This is a genomic window from Flavobacterium sp. W1B, assembly GCF_047344965.1.
In the GTDB taxonomy this organism is placed as follows: Bacteria; Bacteroidota; Bacteroidia; order Flavobacteriales; family Flavobacteriaceae; genus Flavobacterium.
In genome coordinates, this window is record NZ_CP178845.1 from 1,011,561 (window position 1) to 1,032,337 (window position 20,777).

Genomic DNA, 20,777 nt, shown 5'->3' on the forward strand with positions numbered 1-20,777 from the left:
AACATAATTATATTTGCTTCAAATAGTTGAAAAATGGGTAAGTCATTAGAAGAGGTTCACGGATCAGTTTCTACACAAAATAAAAAATCAGTTTTCAGGAAAATATTAGCTTTTTTTGGTCCTGCGTACCTGATAAGTGTGGGATATATGGATCCGGGGAATTGGGCTACAGACATTGCCGGAGGAAGTCAGTTTGGCTATTCTTTGCTTTGGGTTTTATTGATGAGTAATATCATGGCTTTGCTTTTGCAGAGTTTAAGTGCGCGATTGGGAATTGTTACCCAGCGCGATTTAGCCCAAGCTTCTAGGGAAACTTACTCGAAATTCATCAATTATATTCTTTATTTTTTGGCTGAAATTGCTATTGCTGCCTGTGATCTTGCCGAAGTCTTAGGTATGGCTATCGGTATAAACCTCTTGTTTGGAATTCCGCTTATTGAAGGGGTTCTGATTACGGTATTGGATACTTTTTTATTGTTATTTTTGATCAATAAAGGCATCCGAAAAATGGAAGCCTTTATCATTGCTTTAGTTACTGTCATTGGGGTTTCGTTTATTTTTGAAATGATTTTTGCTCAACCGGAGATGGATAAGGTAATCTTGGGTTTAATTCCATCGATACCAAGTGAAGCCGCATTATACATTGCCATTGGTATTATTGGGGCAACGGTTATGCCACACAATTTGTACCTGCATTCTTCTTTGGTGCAAACCAGGAAATTTGACCGAAGCCCTGCTGGAATCAAGCAGGCATTGAAATATAATTTTATAGATTCTACGATTGCCTTAAATTTAGCTTTTCTTGTAAATGCGGCTATTTTGATATTAGCGGCAGCCACATTCTATAAAAACGGCATGTTTGAAGTTGCCGAGATTCAAGATGCACACAAGTTTTTGGAGCCACTTTTGGGAAGCAAATGGGCACCCGTTTTATTTGCTGTGGCTTTGATTGCTGCGGGACAAAGTTCTACAATAACGGGAACATTGGCAGGCCAAATTATTATGGAAGGCTATCTGAATTTAAGAATCCAACCTTGGGTACGTAGAATTATTACCCGACTGATCGCGATAGTTCCTGCTGTTATTGTAATTAGTGTTTTTGGCGAAAGTGTAACGGGGAAATTATTGATTTTGAGTCAGGTGATTTTGAGTTTACAATTGGGATTTGCCATTATTCCGTTGATTCATTTTGTCAGTGATAAATCAAAAATGAAAGGATTTCACATTGGTAAAGTGACCCAAATTGCTTCTTGGGTTGTTGCTACGGTTATTGTTATCCTAAATGCAAAATTGGTTTTTGATGAAATTAGTGGCTGGCTCGAAACTTCTCAAAATCCATTAGTGTTGTGGCTTACAGTGGTTCCTTTAGCGATAAGTTTTCTGATTTTACTGTTGTATATTGTCTTTAAACCATTTGTTTCAAAAGCAAAAATTGACATCCAAAATCATTCGCCACATAGTTTAAAGTTAGAGTTTTCTAAGTCCATAAGTCGTGACAAGAAGAATATTGCTATTGCCTTAGATTTTTCAAGGGCCGATGAAGCGGCATTAAATAATGCTTTTGAATTAGGAGGAATGGATGCAGTATATACCTTAATTCATGTACAGGAATCTGTTGGAGCGATGGTTTATGGCGAAGATGTTGAGGATCACGAAACCTTGATAGACGAAAAAATACTGAAAGAATACAAAGAAATGCTTATTGAAAAAGGATTTAAAATTGAGACAATATTGGGATATGGTAACCCAAATAAGGTGATTCCTGAGATTATTAATGCAGGGAATTTTGATATTTTGGTCATGGGAGCGCATGGTCATACCGGATTGAGGGATTTGATTTTTGGAACCACCGTAGATAAGTTACGCCACAAAATTTCTATACCTTTGCTAATCGCTAAGAATTAATTTTATTAGGAGCTATTTCCCGCTATTTGTTGCAATCTTTTTTCCTCGCTGAGGCGAGTCAAAAAGGATTTTCACTGCTATCGGGGCTATGAATCTGAAATCAAAAACCGTTAATCTTCAATCCAAAAATCGCATGACCTTTTCAGAAGAGAATTATCTTAAAGCCATATACCATCTTACGGTGGTTTCTAATTCCGAGGTGAGTACTAACGCCATTGCCGAAATGATGGAAACCAAAGCGTCCTCGGTAACGGATATGATTAAGAAATTGGCCGAAAAGGATTTGGTAAACTATAAAAAATACCAAGGGGTTTCTCTAACAGAGAAAGGAAGATTAGCGGCAAAAATGATCGTAAGAAAACACCGCCTTTGGGAGGTTTTTTTGGTCGAAAAACTAGATTTTTCTTGGGATGAGGTACATGATATTGCAGAACAATTGGAACATATAAAATCAGAAAAACTGATCAACAAACTGGACGATTTTTTAGGGAATCCCACCGAAGATCCGCATGGCGACCCAATTCCTAATGCCGAAGGACAAATTTTAAAAATTGAAAAACAATTGCTTTCTGAATTGGTTGAAAATCAAAAAGGAATATGTGTTGGCGTGAAAGACACTTCCTCTGAATTTTTGAAATACCTGGACAAACAAGGAATTGCATTGGGATCCAAAATTGAAGTCATTGGTAAAGAAAGTTTCGATTTATCCTTAAAAATAAAGGTGGATTCGAAAGACTTGACTATTTCCAATAAAATAGCGAGCAATCTTTTTGTGAAAATTACTTAGTTAAAAAAGGTTTTATTTGACGGCATTAGAATAAGCCAAAATACAATTTGGATCTTTATTTAAAATTTCCTTTGAATTCCTTCTTAAATTTCAAAAAATCAGGAATGCTGACGTTTTTCACGTAAACATCATTGGGATGATGGTAAACATATTCCTGATGGTAATCTTCAGCAGGATAAAATTTTGCAAACGGAATAACCTCAGTTACAATCTTGTTTTTATATTTCTTTGAATCGGTCAATCGTTTGATTTCTTCTTCAATTGTCTTTTTCTCTTTTTCATTTTGATAAAAGGCAATGGAACGGTAGTTTGTGCCAACATCATTTCCTTGTCTGTTAATCGTAGTGGGATCTTGGCTTGCGAAAAAGGCGGCAACCAAGGTTTTGTATGCTATTTTGGCGGGATCATAATAAACTTGAACGGTTTCGGCATGTCCCGTTGCATCGGCAATGACTTTTTCATAAGTGGGATTTGTACTTTTTCCGCCGGCATATCCTGAGATTGCATCTCTGACACCAACTAAACTTTGAAAAATAATTTCGGAATGCCAAAAACAACCTTCAGCAAAATAGGCCACTGCTTCATTGGGAGAAGGGTTTTGCTTTATACCTAATGGAATGTTTTGGTTTTTGTTTTGTGCACAAGAAATCAATGCGACACAAGATATTATGGCTATATAGACTAATTTCATGATCTTTATTTTTATAGTTAATCTTGCGGTTTCGAATTTATTGGTGGTTTACCTCCCTCGGGTACAAATAGTAAAGCGTCAGAATTCAAGCAATACCTCTTGTAAGTGGGTGGCGGTCCGTCATCAAAAACGTGTCCTAGATGCGAACCGCTTTTACTGTCTACAACTTCCAAACGTTGCATACCATCACTGCGGTCTTTTACCAATAAAATTGCATTAGGGTCAATTGGAGCATAAAAACTAGGCCAACCGGTATGTGAATCATATTTTGTCTCTGAGCTAAAAACAGCTTGTAATGAAGCTGCCGAATAATAAGTCCCTTTTTTATAAAAGTGATTGTATTTGCCTGTTCCTGCAACTTCGGTTCCTTTTTCTCTTAAGATGTAATATTGTGGCGGAGTCAGTCTTTTTTTCCATTCAGCATCAGAAAGCTTTATGGGATATACCGTTTTACTATTTGCTATTTTTGGGTTCGATAATTTTCCTTTTTTATTTTGGGCAACGCCAAATTGGCTGCTCAAAATTACCAACACCATAAGTTGGGATAATAATAAATTTTTCATCTTAATTCGTTTTATTAAGTATTAAAAAGAGCTTGAAATTGTGATGCTCTATAATGCGGAGTCATAATCATATCCTCTTTCATACCAATAGTCGGGTGGTCGGGTATCCGAAAAATAGATGTATCCGATGCGTTTTAAACTTTTGATACCATATTTCACGGTGATTATCAACCGAAGCGGATAACCTTGATTCATCGGCAGCGGTTTTTCATTTAATTCATAACATAAAATGGTCTGGTCCTGCAACATACTCTTCATGTCAATTCCTACATAGTAAGCCTTGTCTGGTGTCATCAGGCCTACGTATTTGTATAAATCTTCGGGATTATTCGGATCTGGAGCTTTGCCGCTACGGGTACCCAGACGGTATTTTATAAGGAAATCTGAAAATTTTGTGCCTCCCCAATGCGATATCTGATTCCATCCTTCGATGCATTTGAAATCAAAAACTAAATCTCTCTTTGGCAGTGCTTTTATGTCATCCATCGTTAATTGAAATACGGAATCAGTTGCATTATTTCCCGGATGTCGATTTATTGTCAGTTTCCAATTAGAGGCGTCAAAATCATCACCCATGCCAACATCACCGTTTACCCGGGCTTGTTTTGCTGCCATGCTTTTTGGATATTCAGGCGCCAGATTTTTTTCATTGAAAAAAGCGGCATTTACCTTTTCATTGGCATCCAAAATCTTTCGTAATGGTTTTAGCGCACCATTTTCTTCGGGTTGATGCATTAGCCATCTCCAACCTACAAAGGCAAAAGCAAATGCAAGGATAAAAACAGCAAATGAAATGACGGTCTTTTTCCTTATTAAACTAGTTGTTTTTAGGTCTTCCTTTGATGATGAATTGTTTTTCATTGGATGGATTTATAATTTATAAACTGATAATTGGTTATTTTTCTATATCATATCCGGTGACCATTCCCCGGAAATTTTTCCATCCGGTTTTGACTACTTGTACCATATGTATCATAAAAAACATTACGTATCCAAATGCAAGTGTAAAATGTTCGGCTCTTGCCAATTGATAGCCTCCAATAAGTTTGGTAAGCCATGAAAATTGGATTGGTTTGTAAATTGCCAATCCGGTAATCAAAGAGCCAAATCCCATTAGGATAATCATAGTATAAGCGATTTTCTGTGCGGCATTGTATTTTGATTGTGGAGGTCGGTAATCGTTGAGATGAAAATCGTTTAGAGTTACCTGTAAAGCCTCCTTAAGAGATTTTTTATTGGGCAATAAATGTTTCCACTCGCCGGAAATAAAAGTGTAGGATACATAACCTATTCCGTTGATTGTAAACAACCACATGAATACAAAATGCAATGCCATTCCGTCTGCAAGATGAAATGGAATTCCGAGTGCATCATAAAATGATTGAGGAAATAATTTGAAAATAACGAAGTCCCCCCATCCTATAAAATAGACATCATTTGACCAATAAATCAACAAACCGCTCCATAGCATTATGCCAAGAACCAAAAAATTCATCCAGTGAAACCATCTGGTAGCGAGAGCATGTTTTTTGATGATACGTTTCATTGTTATTGCTTCAAAATGATTTATACTTTTTGTAGAAATCTATTCTGAGTTTACGGATCGAATCTCCAAAATAGAAGGCTAACTTTATTTATTTGCCACTTTTAAAACCAATCAATTTTCGATATTTCTGTTCGCTTTCTTCTAAAGCATTTTCTAGTTGTTTGTAATAGGTAATGTCTTTTATATTGGCTACAGCGGCAATAATGTAGTTGTTTTCATCTACGATGGGTCTGCCGCTGATGATAACTCTTTTTTTGTTTTTAGTTTCTGAATCTGCAATTATTATCTCAACATCATCGGTTGATTCTCCTTTTAGAGCTTTTTCCAAAGGAAGGTTTTGCGATGGAAAAACGGTTTGTTCGTCAGGATAATACAAATCATATTTAGTAGACCAATCTAGTGTATTGTGAGTTTCGGAATCTTGTTTTATACCTATGATTTCTTCTGCCATATGATTGGACAAAACAATTCTTTTTTGGGTATCGGTAACAATAATTCCTTCTCCGATATTTTCCAAAATCAATTTTAATTTTAGTTCATTAAGACGGACTAAGCGGTCAGCTTCTATTTTTTCATTTTCGAGCTTTTTGCTTAAAGAGATGTCTTTGATAAAGGCAATGAAGATATATTTGCCTAAGATAGTTGCTGGCGAAATGGTTAATTCAATTTCAAATTCGATGTTTTTTTTGTTAAGAGCCGTAATTTCGATTGTTTTATTAATGATTGGAGCTTCTCCTGTTACCAGAAATTTTTCGAAACCTTTTTTTAGTCTTTCTTTATATTGTTCAGGAACAATTAAAGTGTTGATGGGTTTTCCTAAAACTTCGCCCAAGGACCATCCAAATACTTTCTCAGCCTGTGGATTCCATCTAATTATGTTCCCTTCTTCATTTATTACAATTAAGGCGTCTGGAGCTTCGTTAAATATTGTTTGAAGTTGTCCTTCGCTTTCTTTTAATTTTTGTTCGGCCGCTTTTCTGTCAGTAATGTCTCTCATGATTGATTTATAACCAGTTATTCTATTACCTTCCCGAAGTTGAATAGCTGTTTGTTCAATCCATTTTTGTTCTCCTGATTTGGTGATTATTGGAAAGGAAAGTAAGGTTTCGTCAATCTTATTTTTAAATTGATCCAAATAGAATTCAGCCACACGGTCTTTCCATTCCGGAGCAACGAGTTCTGAAAAATGCTTGCCTATAAGTTCATTTTGAGAATAACCGGTTAGTTTTTTACAAGCTGGGTTTATGTAGGTAAAATAGCCTTTGTAATTTGATGTATGAACTACGTCACCAACGTTTTCTACTATTTCGCGATATTTTTCTTCGCTTTTGCGGAGCGTTTCAATGGCTTCGGCTAATTGGGCGGTGCGTTCGGTTACTTTTTGTTCCAGTTCTTCATTCAGTTTTTTAATTTCGGTTTCTGAGTTTTTTCGTTCCGTGATATCATGGAAAACAGCTACTGCGCCGCTAATCTTACCGGATAAATCTTTTAACGGACTGGCAGATATTACAACAAAGTTGCCTTCTGTTTTGATGTAATTTTGTACAAATATTTCTGTATTTCCTACTTCTTCTCCATTTAACGCTTTTACCAAAGGAAGCTCCTCCGTTTTAAAAATGGTTTTGGTGTCAGGCCAAAATATGCCGTAGGTTTGTGACCATTTTTCTTCGGGGATGTCTTGAAGTCCAATTCCAATTATTTTTTCACTCGCTGGATTCCAAAGAATGAATTTTCCCTTTTCATCAACAACGACTAAACCATCTCCCATGTTTTGTATAACTGATTGCAAAAGGGTGTTTTGTTTGTTTAATTGCTCTTTAGATTGAGCTACTTCATTATCTCTTTTTTCTATAGTTGAAAGCATATCATTGAGTCCAACGGCGAGGAAGTTGATCTCATCTTTTCCATCAACAGCCATACGCATTCGATAATCGGCGGTGTCTTTAATTTTTTGTATTACCGTAACCAAGTTTAGAAGTGGTTTCGAAATATACATTTTAATGATCATGGCAATTACAAAGGCTAGTCCGATTCCCACTATTAATAGAACAATTCCCAGACGTAAAACATCCATTTTTATTTTATTGAGTTCGGACAATTCAAAGCGAATAGCAACATATCCTATTGTTTCTTTGTTTTTAAGGATTTTGCTGTAAACAAAAAGATTTTGATTTGTAAATAAAACGTTTCTCTGAGTTGCTGTGGGAATCGAGAATTGGTATTTAGGATCGGAGCCTGTTTTAGTATAAGATGCAAATTCTTTTCCGTTTTTATCGAGGATGCTCGCATTCAAAATATCTGTTTGTACTTTTAATTCAGACAGGCTTTTTTTCGCGGCAGCATTATCCATAAACTCAAGAGAAGAAATACTATTAAACCCCACTACCTGAGCAATTGCAATAGAACTTGTTTCTTTGCGGTCCTTGTATCCTTTGATGTTTATTAGTACAAAAGCCGCAATGCAAATTCCTAGTACAAACGCAGAGGTGAACATCTGCATCAGAACAAGTTTATTTTTGATTGATATATTTCGCAGTGTAATCATTTGTTGGTGTGTTTAGTACAAAAAATGCTTTTAGGAATCAGTTTTGTTCAAATTCAATGTAGCATGAATTTGAGGTTATTATTGTACAATAATTGCATGCTGAAGCAAGAAAGAACTTATTCCAATTCCGGATTTATTTATTGCTTTAAGGTTGACTTCAAATTTTAATTTATTATCAATCATAATAAAATTCATATGTGCTCCTTTTTTTCCGTAACCATTTCGTTCCGTTACAATTAAAATGGGTTTTTCGGAAAATTCAGAAAGAACTGCTTCGATAGAAATGTTGCTATTGTAGGGGACAAATAGAATGTTGCAGGATTCTATTTCGTTTAGGTTTTTATATTCCTTTATTTCTATTTTTTTATTTCTGGTAATAGCCGTTAGTAATGGAGTAATTGGACTTTGGTCTAAAACTGCAATTTTAAACAGTTGGTTTTTTGAGTAGTTTTTCCAACTTACATAATCTATAAAACGATAAAGAAACTGCGCTTTCATTTCGTATTCGTTAGCATTCTCTTGGGCGGATAATATATTTCCTACCATGATGATGAAGATTACTCCTAAAAAAAATATACGTCTTTTCGTTGTCATTGCATTTTGCATTTAAAGAAGTTTGTCGTTTTTTTAAATAATACAAATTAGAAACAGTATTCTGAATTTTTTAATTATAAGTAACTGGTTTATAGAAGTTAAGTGTTGTTTTTTGTAATGTAAATTTAGTTAATTAATGAGTCTTTTTTGATGTTTTCACAAAAAAATAATCATAGAATAGTTTGTGAAGGAAGAAATTTGAAAAACAAGAAAACGCATTCAAAATTGAGATAAGATTGATGCTCGAATTAGAATTGATACTAAGTAAAAACAGGAAGTTTGATGTTTTTAGATTAGGTTATTAAAAAATGCGCTTTCTTTTTTAGGTAAAAAGAAAGCGCATTTATATCTAAATTAGGCTTGTTTTTTGGATTTAAAATAGGTTTCTAATGGCAGCCACAATCATCACTTCCACAGTTTTTATTTTTCTTTTTATTCTTAAAAAAAAACTTCTTAATCAAAAAAGTAAGGGCAATTGCGAGTAAGGCGAAGGCTATGATTTCTTGAAGCATATGTCGTTATTTTAGAATTTGAAAAGCAATCAAGGCAACTATATAGGCAAGACCGCTCATAAAGATTAGTTGTCCCAAAGGCCATTTCCAAGAATTCGTTTCTTTTTTGGTAATGGCTAGTGTACTGGCACATTGCAAAGCAAAAGCATAGAACAGTAACAATGATATGCCCGAGGCAAAATTGAATACTTTGTTGCCTGTAACTGGATTTATTTCGGCTGCCATTTTGTTTTTTATAGTAACCTCATTATCGCTACCACCAACACTATAAATGGTTGCTAATGTACCTACAAAAACTTCTCTGGCTGCAAATGAACTGATGATAGCTATTCCTATTTTCCAGTCGTAGCCTAATGGTGAAATGGCAGGTTCAATTGTTTTTCCCATAATTCCAATATAGGAATTTTCTAGTTTTTGAGACGCTACCTCGTTTTCAAAATCGGTTTCCGATAGTGGATTATTCTTGGTTTTTTCAGCTACGATAGTTTCGGCTTTGTTGAATTTCTCTCCAGGTCCATAGGAAGCTAAAAACCATAAAACAATCGATATTGCCAAGATGATCTTTCCGGCTCCAGAAACAAAGGCTTTTGTTTTTTCAACCACGTTTATAGCCACGTTTTTGAACATGGGTAATTTGTAATTTGGCATTTCAACTATGAAGAAAGTTTTCCCTTTTATTTTCAATATTTTATTCAAAATATAGGCTGAAAATATTGCCATTCCAAAACCTAAAAGATACAATAACATTAAAGTTAGTCCTTGTAGGTTTAGAATCCCAAAAATACGATTGTCGGGAATTACTAATGCAATGATGATGGCATAAACCGGTAGTCTTGCTGAGCAGGTTGTAAACGGAGTTACCAGTATGGTGATTAATCTTTCTTTCCAGTTTTCAATGTTTCGGGTTGCCATAATTGCAGGAATTGCACAAGCAGTTCCAGAAATTAGAGGCACAACACTTTTGCCGGACAAGCCAAATTTGCGCATAATTTTATCCATCAAAAAAACCACTCGGCTCATATAACCACTTTCTTCAAGTATGGAAATGAACATGAACAGAAAAGCAATTTGTGGAATAAATATTAGTATGCCGCCTATTCCTGGGATAATTCCCTGAGAAATTAAATTAGTTAAAACCCCGGCAGGCAATTCTTCGCTAGCCAGTGAACTCAAGGATGCAAAAGTAGCGTCAATGAAATCCATGGGGATTTTTGACCATTCAAAAATGGACTGGAAAATGACAAATAAAATCAAAAAGAAAATGGCGTAACCCCAAACTTTGTGTGTAAGCACGCGATCAAGTTTAGAACGGAAATCTTTGGCTTTTGAAGAGTCAACTTTTAGACCTTCTTTCAGTACATCATTAATAAACTGATAGCGTTTTATGGTTTCTTTTTGTTGTAAACGCTTTAAATCAGAATGCGATTTGGTAAAAGAACTTCTAACTTCATTTCGCTCCAAATTCAGGAAGTTTACATCCTGGGTAATCACTAACCACAATTTGTACAACAATTGATTAGGAAATGCTTTTCGAAGATTGTTAAAATATTCGCTATCTATACTGGATGCATTCAAACAAGGTTCGCTTGAAATGGATTTATAGGTAACGATTAATTTTTTTAATTCTTCGATACCAAAACCTTTTCTGGAACTGATCAGTGCAATTTTAGTTTTTAGATGCTCCTCAAGATACGGAATGTCTAATGAAATTCCTTTGTGTTCCATTCGGTCAGCCATGTTAATGACTAAAATGGTCGGAATTTCTAAATCTTTTATTTGGGTAAAAAGGAGTAAATTACGTTTAAGATTCTCTACGTCAGTAACTACAAGCGCCACATCAGGATATAATTTATCGTTTTTGTTTAGCAATAATTCAATGACCACATTTTCATCAATCGAACAGGCATTAAGACTATAAGTACCTGGTAAATCTAAAATGTTGGCTTTGATATTGTTTGGCAATTTACAAAAACCAATCTTTTTTTCAACGGTAATTCCCGGATAATTTCCCACTTGTTGGTTCAAGCCGGTCAACTGATTAAAAACGGAAGTTTTCCCTACATTTGGATTGCCTATAAGAGCTACATTGATGTTTTTTCCGCTCATTATAAGTCGTTTTTTATTGGTTCAACCTCAATTTCACGCGCCGTTTCTACCCGAATGGCTAAATGAGAACCGTTTATATTCAAGTATAGGGGATCGCCAAAAGGCGCAATTTGAAGTAACTCGACCATATTGCCCGGCAAACAGCCCATTTCAAGAAGTTTTAAAGGGACAATATCAATGTCAAAATCTTTGATAATGGCTTTTTCGCCTTTTTTTAAAGAAAATATGGTTGTTCGCAACGCTTATTTAGATTTAATTAAGATTGCAAAAGTACACATTATAATACAAATACAAATGATAATTATCACTTTTGTAGCTTTTTTGCAATACATTAACACTGTTAAAAAAGAAAGTTGAGTTTAGTTGAAATATTATTCGTTACATAAAAACTCGATGTCGGCAATTAATTTTTGAACCTCTTCTTTGTTTGTTCCGTCATAAAATCCGCGAACTCTTTTTTTAGCATCAACTAATACAAAATTTTCGGTATGAACCATATCATAGAGTTCGCTCGGTTTCCCAAGTTTTACGGCCAAATAAGATTTTCGGGCCATAGTGTATATTTCTTTTTTGTCTCCGGTAACCATGTTCCATTTTTTGTCATCAACACCATTTTTTAAGGCATAGGCTTTCAAAACGGGAACACTGTCGGTTTCCGGGAAAACAGTATGGGAAAGAAGCATCACTTTTGGGTTGTTGATAATGACTTTTTGAATTTCGGCTAAATTAGTTGTCATTTTTGGACAAATTGAACCGCAAGTGGTAAAGAAAAAATCGGCAACGTAAATTTTACCTTCGTAATCTTTTTGGGTTATTGTTTTTCCGTTTTGGTTTACAAATGAAAAATCAGCAATAGTATGGTATTTACTAACGTATTGTACTGTAGTATCAACCAATTCAGGGTTAACATCGGAAGGATTGAATATTGGCAGCATTTTGCTTGGTTTTAATGCGCCATAAAACAGATAAAGCGTAATGGCTGAGAAAACGAATAAACCAATAAAAAATTTTCGGTACTTATAAAAAATAGATTTCATAAAAAAAATAATTTTTGCAAAAGTACAAAAATAAGGACTCTTTTTTTTACGGAATGAGTTAAACTATAAAGACCATTGACTAATTAACATTTTTTTAAAATTTTATCAATAGCTTTGTGAGACTAACTTAATCATTTGATAATATGAAAATAAAGCTTAATAAGCAGCTTCTTTTTGTGATTCCTGCAGTAATAGCGTTTACTGAAGCTGAAGCTCAAACTGTTCCGGTAACTAAAGAGCCGGGAATTAATATCCAGCATATGGATAAAAACGTAAAAGCCAGTAACGATTTCTTTCGTTATGTAAACGGAACTTGGTTAGACAATACCGAAATCCCAAGTGACAGAATGCGTTGGGGAAGCTTTGATGAATTGCGTCAAAGAACTGATAATGATGCTTTGGCAATCTTAAAAGAAGCAGCAACAAATCCGGCCTATAAATCGAATACGGATCAAGGCAAAGCGATTAATCTGTACAAAACTATTTTAGATACAGTTGGAAGAAATAAGTCAGGAATAGCTCCTTTAAAGCCCTATTTGAAGAAAATAAACGCAATCAAAAACACTAAGGATTTAGAGGCTTTCTTGATTGAAATGGAACCGATGGGTGGTTTAGGTTTTTTTGGAGTTGGAGTTGGAATTGATGCTAAAAATAGCAATAGAAATGTGATAAATCTTGGATTGGGTAGCGTAGGTTTAGCCGATAGAGATTATTATGTTTCTGAAGATGCTGATTCTAAAGAAAAACGTGCAAAATATGTGGAGCATGTAGCAAGAATGCTTCAGTTTATTGGTGAAAAACCAGCTGAGGCAAAATTGCAGGCCAATAAAATATTAGCATTAGAGACAGAAATGTCAAAACCAAGATTGGACAGAGTAGAAAGAAGAGACAGAAGAAAATCATACAATCCGATGACTGTTAAAGATCTTCAAAAACTAACTCCTTCAATTAATTGGGATAATTATTTTACAAAAGTAGGATTGCCAGCTACTGATTCTTTGATTGTTTCTCAGCCAAAATACATGGCGGCACTGGAAACTATTTTTAAAGAAAATAAAGTGGAAGACTGGAAAGCTTATATGAGATGGACTTTGTTGAATAGAGCTTCAAGTCAGCTTTCTACGGTTATAGAAAATGCTAATTGGGAATTTTATGGTAAAACATTAACAGGAGCTGTAAAACAAAGGCCAAGAGATGAAGGCGCTCTTCAAGTTATCAATGGATCTTTGGGAGAAGCTTTAGGGAAATTGTATGTAGAGAAAAAATTCCCGGCTGAAGCTAAAGCAAAAGCTCAAAAAATGATTAAAAATGTTTTTCTTGCTTTTGAAAACAGAATCAAGAATTTGACTTGGATGTCAGCCACAACCAAAGCGAGTGCTGTTGAAAAATTACATAAATCAAGAATCAAAATTGGTTATCCTGATAAATGGAAAGATTATTCTACTTTAGTTATTGCTGGACCTAAAGAAGGTGGTTCTTATTTTGAGAATTCAAAAAATTTAGCCAAATGGCGTTATACTGAAAACATTGCTGAGTTGAGCAAACCTGTAAATAAAGAAAGATGGGGAATGTCACCACAAACGGTAAATGCATACTACAACCCTTCTTATAATGAAATTGTTTTCCCGGCTGCCATTTTACAGCCACCATTCTATAATTATCAAGCTGATGATGCAGTAAATTATGGTGGAATTGGAGCGGTTATCGGTCATGAGATTTCTCATGGGTTTGATGATTCAGGAGCACGTTATAATGCCGACGGTAATCTAGTAGATTGGTGGACCGCTGATGATTTAAAACAGTTTTCTGCTTTAACTGGAGCATTAGCGGCTCAGTATAGTGCATTAGAGCCTTTGCCGGGAACTTTTGTTGATGGTAAATTTACTTTAGGGGAAAATATAGGCGATTTAGGAGGTGTTAATGCCGCTTATGATGGATTACAACTGTATTTGAAAGAAAATGGAAATCCGGGCTTAATAGATGGCTACACACCAGAGCAACGTTTCTTTATTTCTTGGTCAACAATTTGGCGTACAAAATCACGCGATGAAGCGATAAAAAATCAAGTAAAAACAGATCCGCATTCTCCGGGAATGTATCGTGCTTATGTTCCTTTGCAAAACATAGACACTTTTTACAAAGCATTCGGTATTCAGCCTACTGACGGCATGTATATTGAACCTTCAAAAAGAGTTAAAATCTGGTAATGATTGCTTTTTTATAAATGAAAATCCCATCTACTTAGTTTTAGGCAGATGGGATTTTTTTATTAATAAGACTGAGTTTAGGCTATAAACGGATTACTTCAAATGTATAATCAAGAGCTTCTGTTAACAGATTCCCCGAGATGGTTTTTCCAGTGGATGCTTTTTCATGACTGAATTTTGGAACAGTTAAATTTAATTCTACTGCTTTTTGTGTAAAATAGGCTTCGCGCGAGGGGTGAAAAGGAGCTACAGCATTAAAAGTGGCTCCCCAAATATTCAATTCAATTATCTTATGAATAATGCCAATACAGTCTTTTTGATGTATAAAATTGATGGGAGCTTCGGGATTTTCCAAATTTTCACGACCTGCTAAAAATTTTACAGGATGCCGGTCTTCGCCAATTAAACCGCCAAAACGTAGTACGGTAGTCTTAAAATGAGGATTGCTTTGTAATAGATTTTCAACGATGATAAGCTGTTTTCCACCTTCAGAATCGGGGTTCAAAGGCGTTTCTTCTGTTACTAAATTATTTGCTTCTCCGTAAACAGAAGTAGAGCTGATAAAAAGCACATTTTCAACAACTGATTTTTCGATAAAAGGGATTAATATTTCTATTTTTCCGACAAAATTTTCTTTACTATTTCCTCTTAGTTTCGGCGGGATGTCAATAATTAGAATTTTACTTTCGTTCAAAAAAGAGTCAATTTTGCCAGAAACACTTTCGCTTTCGAGCGCAATTAAAAAAGGATGGATTCCTATAATTTCAAGTTTGGGAATTTTTTCCTCGGATGTTGTGGACCCTTTTACAGGAAATCCTTTATCTAAAAGGCTTTTTGCCAAAGGTAATCCCAGCCAGCCACAACCTAAGATGCTAATTTTTGTCATTTTTATTTATTGTAACCAATTTGTTTGCGCTCTTTTTGAGCCGTTTCTTTTTCGTCTTTTTTGATGAGGTAATTCAATGCTTCGTAAACATCATTGAATTTTTTATCGTATTTGGTTTCTATTTCGAGCAATTTTTCGCTGAATTCTTTGTGCTCCAAAGCATATTTTCTAATCAGGACAAAGGTACGCATGATGGCGATATTCACATTAACAGCCACGTCCGAATTTAAAATGCCGCTCAGCATAGCGACTCCTTGTTCGGTGAAAGCATAAGGTGTAACAGTAATGTTTCTTTTGTTTTGGTATGCGGTCACAATTTGTGACCGCATATTTCCCCATTCCTCAATAGTAAGCTGAAACATAAAATCACTTGGAAATCTTTTGATGTTTCGTTTTACCGCTTGATTTAAAACTTTAGTTTGAACTTCATAAAGTATCGCCAAGTCGAAGTCGAGCATCACTTTTTGATCCCGAATATCATATATTTTAGATTGTAATGTGATTGTGTTCATAAACTTAAATTTTAAAAGATTATTAAAATTAGTTCATCTCTATACTATTATTCAACTTTTAGGCTGTCAACTTTAATTATTCTACGCTCTTTTTTAAATGATTTTGGAACAGGAATCACTGGTAACTCTTCTATTGTTTTTGGACTCGGCTTGATTCTTTTTTTAATAACAACGGCATCGGTCAAAACAAAAGGAGTTGGCATCATCCAGGAAGCTCTTTTGCTGATTTGAAATAAGTGGTTGTGCATTAAATCAAAAGAACTTTCGAGTAATTGCATATCAAAAACGGCAGTTTTATTGATATTGAATTCCATTATCAATGGTTCATTATCTACAACATAATAACTTAAGATTTTCTTCCCGTTTCGTTTCAACTGAGTTCCTTTTTGGTCTAAATGTTTTACACCATTGGCTTTGAAGTTGGATAAATCCATTTTTTCATTGGCAAAAATATCATAACGATTTACTTTTCTATTAGAAGAAATTCTGATTTTTATGTACCGTTGATTAGCCGCGATACTATCTTTTAAAAATTGGATCGTAGGTTGAGGAATATCTTTTTTAGGTGCTTGGGTAGCATAGGTGAATTCCGAATTGTATTTGCTAAATAAAGGTGTTTCGTTGAGCGCTTTTGGAGCTTTAGGATTTTCTCCCAAATATTCTTTTGTCCAAGAATCCAGATTTTTGTCATAAGTCACCCAGTTTGCTGTATTTGCATCGGCATCGTAGACATACAATAAACTGTTTGATTTTGCTTTTCCTTTTTCATAACCGGATTCGTAATGCGCTTTGGCGAAAAAACCAATGGAAGCCAATAGGAAAACCAAAGACCATAAGCCTTTTTTGATGAAACCGCCAAAAGTAGGCAGTAATAAACCAAAGGTTAAAACGGTAAGCATGGCACTTCCAAACAATACTTTCAAGCCCAAACCTATGGGGAACATTTGTATAAAAGGAACAATAATAAGGAATGCCGGAATGCTTAAGAAAAGGTTGAGCAGTTTGTTTGTTCTTTGGGTAACGATAAAAACAGCAAAAGCTAATAATCCAAAATATACAGGAATAATCAAAAAACCAGCTCCTTGTAAGCTAATGGCGAGATATGCATTAATAAGTATCCAAATAAATAAGGGTGCTATATAATGGTTCATTTTTATTTTATTGGCAGAAAAACGTTGGTAAAATGCAAAACTAATAGCCATTGCCAAAAGCACAAATGCAGCAATATAGGCGTGACCATTATAGGTAAATCCGTTTAACAAATCGTTGTATTGTGGGTATACATTTAAGAGTAGTTTCCATCCCAAAAATGTAATAAGCCCAGCGCTAATTAAAGAACCCAAGAAAGGGATAAATCCTTTTATGATTTCTTTCGCTGATAAAATGCGTTTGGCGATTCCGATAAAAATTAACAATAGAAACAGTACCGCCGCAACAATCACCATAGGTACAACCCAGCTAAAAGGATAGTTTATAAAAGAATAGGGTGCTGTAAAATAGACAAAATCTTCTGATGACTGAGTGGAACTCAAATCGGCATTCGAAAAATAGCTTAGCAATGGCATTAAATAGCTGCCTTGGTGTTCTAATGTGTTTTTGTCTAAATGCTTGCTGTCATCCTGAGCTGTGTGGTAATTGTAATGACCATCTATAAATGCGAAATTGTAGCCTTGAATTTTTCCTTTTTCTCTAAAAACGGTTAGGTCAGTGTCATTAGGAAGCATTTTGTAAATGCTATACATTAGTGAGTTAGAAACAGGATAAGTTGCTTTTGCAGAAGCAAATTCTTTTACAAGAGCCGCATTTCCTTTATTGGTTTCCATCAACATATAACTTGGTCCAGAGGAACCTCGTGCTTCAAAGTTAAGTACCAAACCTACTTCTTTGGCCCAATTGTGCTGGGTTACAAAAAGTGCCGCACCGTTTAAACCTAATTCTTCGGCATCCGAAAATAAAATAATAATATCGTTTTTATGCTTTTTTTGATCATACAAAAAAGCACGAACACTTTCTAATATGGTTGCTACGCCTGATCCCGCATCGCTGGCGCCATAAGAGTAGGAATGAGGAGCGCTGTCGTAGTGAGAAAGTAAAAGCAAGGCCTTGGAATTATTAGATCCTTTTATTCTTGCTAATATGTTTTTGGGTTTTACTAAATTGCCCCAGTCAGTCAAAGTATAGCCTTCTTGGATAGCGGTTTCTAAGCCTAATTTACTTAGTTCTTTTAGTAAATAATTAGCTACTTGCTCATGGTTTTCGGAACCCACATAATGCGGCTGTTTAGCTATAGCTTCTACATGAGTAAAGGCTCTTTTAGTAGAAAACTCCGCAAGTGGACCTTCATCATCTGAAGTCCATTGTGGCATCATCGTAAAGTAAATGAATCCAAGGGTTAGTAGGAAGAATAAAATTGCAAAAATGGAAGAATAATCTTTTTTCATTTTGGTTAAATAGAATTTGGGTTGTGGTATTAGAGGTCTTTTTTAACAAGCATATAATAATCATTGTCCAAAAGCATATAGCCTTGGTCATATAAGAAATAGTAGGTGTTTCCTGTTTTGGTTTGTAAAATATTGGTAAAAAAATCAAAATCAAATCCTTTGCTTAAGAGTTTTACTCGCGTAGTTTTTGATTTTCCTTCGGTATTAAGTTCAGATAGGATGCGATAATTTTTGCGCAGTTTGTTGTTGATGTTGCGCATAAAGTTTGTACTGTCCTTATTTATTTTGTTATTGTAGGCATTACGACATCCATCGCTGCAAAACTTTTTGTCTTCCCGACCTACAATTTTGTCCCCACATTCTAAGCAGCTTTTATCCATCATATACTGAGATTTTAGTATTTAAATTAAGAATTTTTCGGTTAAAAAAGCTTATAATCAATCAAATGTACTGATTAATTTCCATTTACAAACGCTTACAAGTAATTACAACCGAAAGTAAGTAGTTAGAAACCGAATAATTTTTGAAAGACGTTGGATCTTTGCTATGTCGAAATCAAAGTGCGATCGACAAAAGTTTTAAGCTAACATCAACATTTAAATTTTACACGCCATGAATGCATTAAGAAACAAAGTACAGCTAATAGGACATGTAGGGAATGATCCGGAAATCAAAAATTTTGAAGGTGGGAAAAAACTAGCCAATTTTACACTGGCCACAAACGAGAGCTATAAAAATGACAAAGGCGAGAAGGTTGAAGAAACCCAATGGCATAAGTTAGTAGCTTGGGGGAAAACAGCCGAAATTATCGAAAAATACGTAAGTAAGGGAAAAGAAATCGCGATTGAAGGCAAATTGGCTCATCGTAGTTATGATGATAAAAATGGGGAGAAGCGCTATGTTACCGAGGTAGTTGTGAATGAAGTGCTTTTATTGGGGAAATAAAAATGAGGGTTAAATTAAAATCCCGGTTTTTAGTATTTTGTACTAGAAACCGGGATTTTGATTGTTTTTTGGTAAGTCAAATCTAGGACATCGCTTACATCTTTTATCCTCACCTTTTTTGTATTTTTCGCAACATTCTTTCTTTAAGTCTTTGTCAGGCTTGTCTTTTTTAAGGAGTTTTTTTTCGTCCTTTTTTTTGTCCTTATTTTTATTCTTTTTACTCAATTTGTAAAGAATTAAATCAAGATGCGGAAACGCTATTCTTCGGGACTAAATAAAGTTGTTTATTTAGAAGACTCAGAATTTTTTAGGGTAAGTTGTTGTATGTCTCTGTCAAAAAGATAAAGACCACCTTTGTCATCACCTATTAAGTTGATTTTGTCTAAAATAACTTTAGCTTGAGCTTCTTCTTCAATTTGTTCAGCTACATACCATTGTAAGAAGTTATGAGTAGCATAATCTTTTTCGGTAAGAGAAACATGAACTAAATCGTTTATAGCTTCAGAGACAAAGACCTCATGTTTGTAAACTTCCTCAAACATTTCTTTGAAGGTGATATAATTTGTTTTTGGCTCTTGTAAATCGGTTACTTTAGCATGACCGCCGCGTTCATTTATATACTTTATTATCTTAAGCATGTGTATGCGTTCCTCATCGGATTGGGCATACATAAACTTAGATATTCCTTCTAGCCCATGGGTTTCAGACCAAGAAGCCATAGCGAGATAAATTTGAGAAGATTCTGCTTCGATGCGAAGCTGTTTGTTCAATGCAGTTTCGATATTTTTTGATAGCATGGCAAAGTGTTTCTTGTAAAGTTACAAAAAAAGAAGATACTATTGATTCATGATTTCCTGAAAATAATCTGTAAATTGTGCTAGATGAGCCCCATCCATTAAGCCATGATGTACGTGAACGGACATCGGCATCGTTCTTTTACCACTTTCGTTTAATATCATTTTTCCAAAGGAAATTTTCGGACAGCTATCTGGAAAAGTATAGCTTCTGGCATGCGAAAGTGAGGTGAAATTGAGCCAGGGAATAGCCGAAAAATGAATTACATTGTCATCTTCAAAAGTTCGGGTAAATAAACCAGTAGTGTTTTGAATACGTTCAATTTCTGTTACTGCTGTTTGATTGAAAATAGCGAAATCAGGGTTGTATTCCATTAATGAAAATCCAAAAGTGCCATTTTCTCGTCCAATGGTTGCAGAGCCGTTAATTCGATCATGAACAAAGACATTGTCATTAGAAATTCTATATCGGAAAGATTCAATCGAATTGACTGCGACCAATGTTTTGTGTAAGTAATATATAAAAAAAGAGGTTTTTAAGGCTTTTGCAGTTTCATAAGCTTTCGTGCAATCTATTTGTACAGTTGCTCCAAAAAATGGTTCTTCAAATTGTCTAAAGAAATGAAAATGTTCTTTTCTAGGCCAATTTTCTATATCTAAAAGTGTTTTCAAAATTTACTGTTTTTATTATTTTGCAAAAGTAGTG

The 20,777-nt window shown here is 34.8% G+C and carries 19 protein-coding genes; 4 read left to right on the forward strand and 15 right to left on the reverse strand.

What is annotated here, in order from left to right:
* Positions 1-33 precede the first annotated feature (33 nt).
* Together ACMDB5_RS04445 and ACMDB5_RS04450 are read left to right on the forward strand one after the other, a co-directional pair.
* Positions 34-1,905, forward strand: coding sequence for an Nramp family divalent metal transporter (locus ACMDB5_RS04445; RefSeq protein ID WP_413999814.1), 1,872 nt, complete (start codon positions 34-36; stop codon positions 1,903-1,905).
* A gap of 133 nt (positions 1,906-2,038) precedes the next feature.
* Positions 2,039-2,692 (forward strand): metal-dependent transcriptional regulator, encoded by a 654-nt coding sequence (locus ACMDB5_RS04450; RefSeq protein ID WP_413999815.1) that lies wholly within the window; start codon positions 2,039-2,041, stop codon positions 2,690-2,692.
* Positions 2,693-2,747: 55 nt separating this feature from the next.
* Here ACMDB5_RS04450 and msrA read toward each other — a convergent pair whose 3' ends face one another.
* The 9 genes from msrA to ACMDB5_RS04495 form a co-directional block, all read right to left on the reverse strand.
* Entirely contained in the window at positions 2,748-3,383 is a 636-nt protein-coding gene (msrA, locus tag ACMDB5_RS04455) for a peptide-methionine (S)-S-oxide reductase MsrA (RefSeq protein ID WP_413999816.1), read from the reverse strand.
* 17 nt (positions 3,384-3,400) lie between these two features.
* Positions 3,401-3,946 carry a peptide-methionine (R)-S-oxide reductase MsrB gene (gene msrB, locus ACMDB5_RS04460; protein WP_413999817.1) on the reverse strand — a complete coding sequence of 182 codons (546 nt, stop codon included), beginning with the start codon at positions 3,944-3,946 and terminating at the stop codon, positions 3,401-3,403.
* A gap of 48 nt (positions 3,947-3,994) precedes the next feature.
* Positions 3,995-4,807: a molybdopterin-dependent oxidoreductase gene (locus ACMDB5_RS04465; RefSeq protein ID WP_413999818.1), complete on the reverse strand. Its 813-nt coding sequence runs from the start codon at positions 4,805-4,807 to the stop codon at positions 3,995-3,997.
* A gap of 34 nt (positions 4,808-4,841) precedes the next feature.
* Entirely contained in the window at positions 4,842-5,492 is a 651-nt protein-coding gene (locus ACMDB5_RS04470) for a cytochrome b/b6 domain-containing protein (RefSeq protein ID WP_413999819.1), read from the reverse strand.
* Between the two features lie 88 nt (positions 5,493-5,580).
* Entirely contained in the window at positions 5,581-7,992 is a 2,412-nt protein-coding gene (locus tag ACMDB5_RS04475) for a PAS domain S-box protein (RefSeq protein ID WP_413999820.1), read from the reverse strand.
* A gap of 123 nt (positions 7,993-8,115) precedes the next feature.
* Complete coding sequence (locus ACMDB5_RS04480; RefSeq protein ID WP_413999821.1) at positions 8,116-8,631, reverse strand: YfiR family protein; 516 nt, start codon at positions 8,629-8,631, stop codon at positions 8,116-8,118.
* Between the two features lie 518 nt (positions 8,632-9,149).
* Complete coding sequence (feoB, locus tag ACMDB5_RS04485) at positions 9,150-11,249, reverse strand: ferrous iron transport protein B (protein WP_413999822.1); 2,100 nt, start codon at positions 11,247-11,249, stop codon at positions 9,150-9,152.
* On the reverse strand, positions 11,249-11,488 hold the full coding sequence (locus tag ACMDB5_RS04490; protein WP_413999823.1) for a FeoA family protein: 240 nt from the start codon (positions 11,486-11,488) through the stop codon (positions 11,249-11,251). The genes feoB and ACMDB5_RS04490 overlap by 1 nt, the downstream gene beginning before the upstream one ends.
* A 132-nt stretch (positions 11,489-11,620) precedes the next feature.
* The gene (locus ACMDB5_RS04495) at positions 11,621-12,286 is read right to left on the reverse strand and encodes an SCO family protein (RefSeq protein WP_413999824.1); all 666 of its coding nucleotides are present in this window, start codon (positions 12,284-12,286) and stop codon (positions 11,621-11,623) included.
* Positions 12,287-12,429: 143 nt separating this feature from the next.
* On the opposite strand from ACMDB5_RS04495, the gene ACMDB5_RS04500 reads away from it, so the two are divergent.
* Positions 12,430-14,493, forward strand: coding sequence for a M13 family metallopeptidase (locus ACMDB5_RS04500; protein ID WP_413999825.1), 2,064 nt, complete (start codon positions 12,430-12,432; stop codon positions 14,491-14,493).
* 82 nt (positions 14,494-14,575) lie between these two features.
* Here ACMDB5_RS04500 and ACMDB5_RS04505 read toward each other — a convergent pair whose 3' ends face one another.
* The 4 genes from ACMDB5_RS04505 to ACMDB5_RS04520 all read right to left on the reverse strand — a co-directional run bounded on the left by ACMDB5_RS04505 (position 14,576) and on the right by ACMDB5_RS04520 (position 18,712).
* Positions 14,576-15,379 (reverse strand): SDR family NAD(P)-dependent oxidoreductase, encoded by an 804-nt coding sequence (locus ACMDB5_RS04505; RefSeq protein ID WP_413999826.1) that lies wholly within the window; start codon positions 15,377-15,379, stop codon positions 14,576-14,578.
* A gap of 2 nt (positions 15,380-15,381) precedes the next feature.
* Positions 15,382-15,891 carry an ORF6N domain-containing protein gene (locus ACMDB5_RS04510; protein ID WP_413999827.1) on the reverse strand — a complete coding sequence of 170 codons (510 nt, stop codon included), beginning with the start codon at positions 15,889-15,891 and terminating at the stop codon, positions 15,382-15,384.
* Positions 15,892-15,938: 47 nt separating this feature from the next.
* Positions 15,939-18,260, reverse strand: coding sequence for a M28 family peptidase (locus ACMDB5_RS04515; protein ID WP_414000358.1), 2,322 nt, complete (start codon positions 18,258-18,260; stop codon positions 15,939-15,941).
* A 101-nt stretch (positions 18,261-18,361) separates the two neighbouring features.
* Complete coding sequence (locus ACMDB5_RS04520) at positions 18,362-18,712, reverse strand: hypothetical protein (RefSeq protein ID WP_414000359.1); 351 nt, start codon at positions 18,710-18,712, stop codon at positions 18,362-18,364.
* A gap of 232 nt (positions 18,713-18,944) precedes the next feature.
* Between ACMDB5_RS04520 and ACMDB5_RS04525 the strand changes: the two genes are divergently transcribed.
* The gene (locus ACMDB5_RS04525) at positions 18,945-19,277 is read left to right on the forward strand and encodes a single-stranded DNA-binding protein (RefSeq protein ID WP_413999828.1); all 333 of its coding nucleotides are present in this window, start codon (positions 18,945-18,947) and stop codon (positions 19,275-19,277) included.
* A gap of 284 nt (positions 19,278-19,561) precedes the next feature.
* Here the strand turns inward: ACMDB5_RS04525 and ACMDB5_RS04530 are convergent, their stop codons facing one another.
* Both ACMDB5_RS04530 and ACMDB5_RS04535 read right to left on the reverse strand, forming a co-directional pair.
* The gene (locus tag ACMDB5_RS04530; protein WP_413999829.1) at positions 19,562-20,074 is read right to left on the reverse strand and encodes a ferritin; all 513 of its coding nucleotides are present in this window, start codon (positions 20,072-20,074) and stop codon (positions 19,562-19,564) included.
* Positions 20,075-20,113: 39 nt separating this feature from the next.
* Positions 20,114-20,743 (reverse strand): CatA-like O-acetyltransferase, encoded by a 630-nt coding sequence (locus ACMDB5_RS04535; RefSeq protein WP_413999830.1) that lies wholly within the window; start codon positions 20,741-20,743, stop codon positions 20,114-20,116.
* Positions 20,744-20,777: the final 34 nt, after the last annotated feature.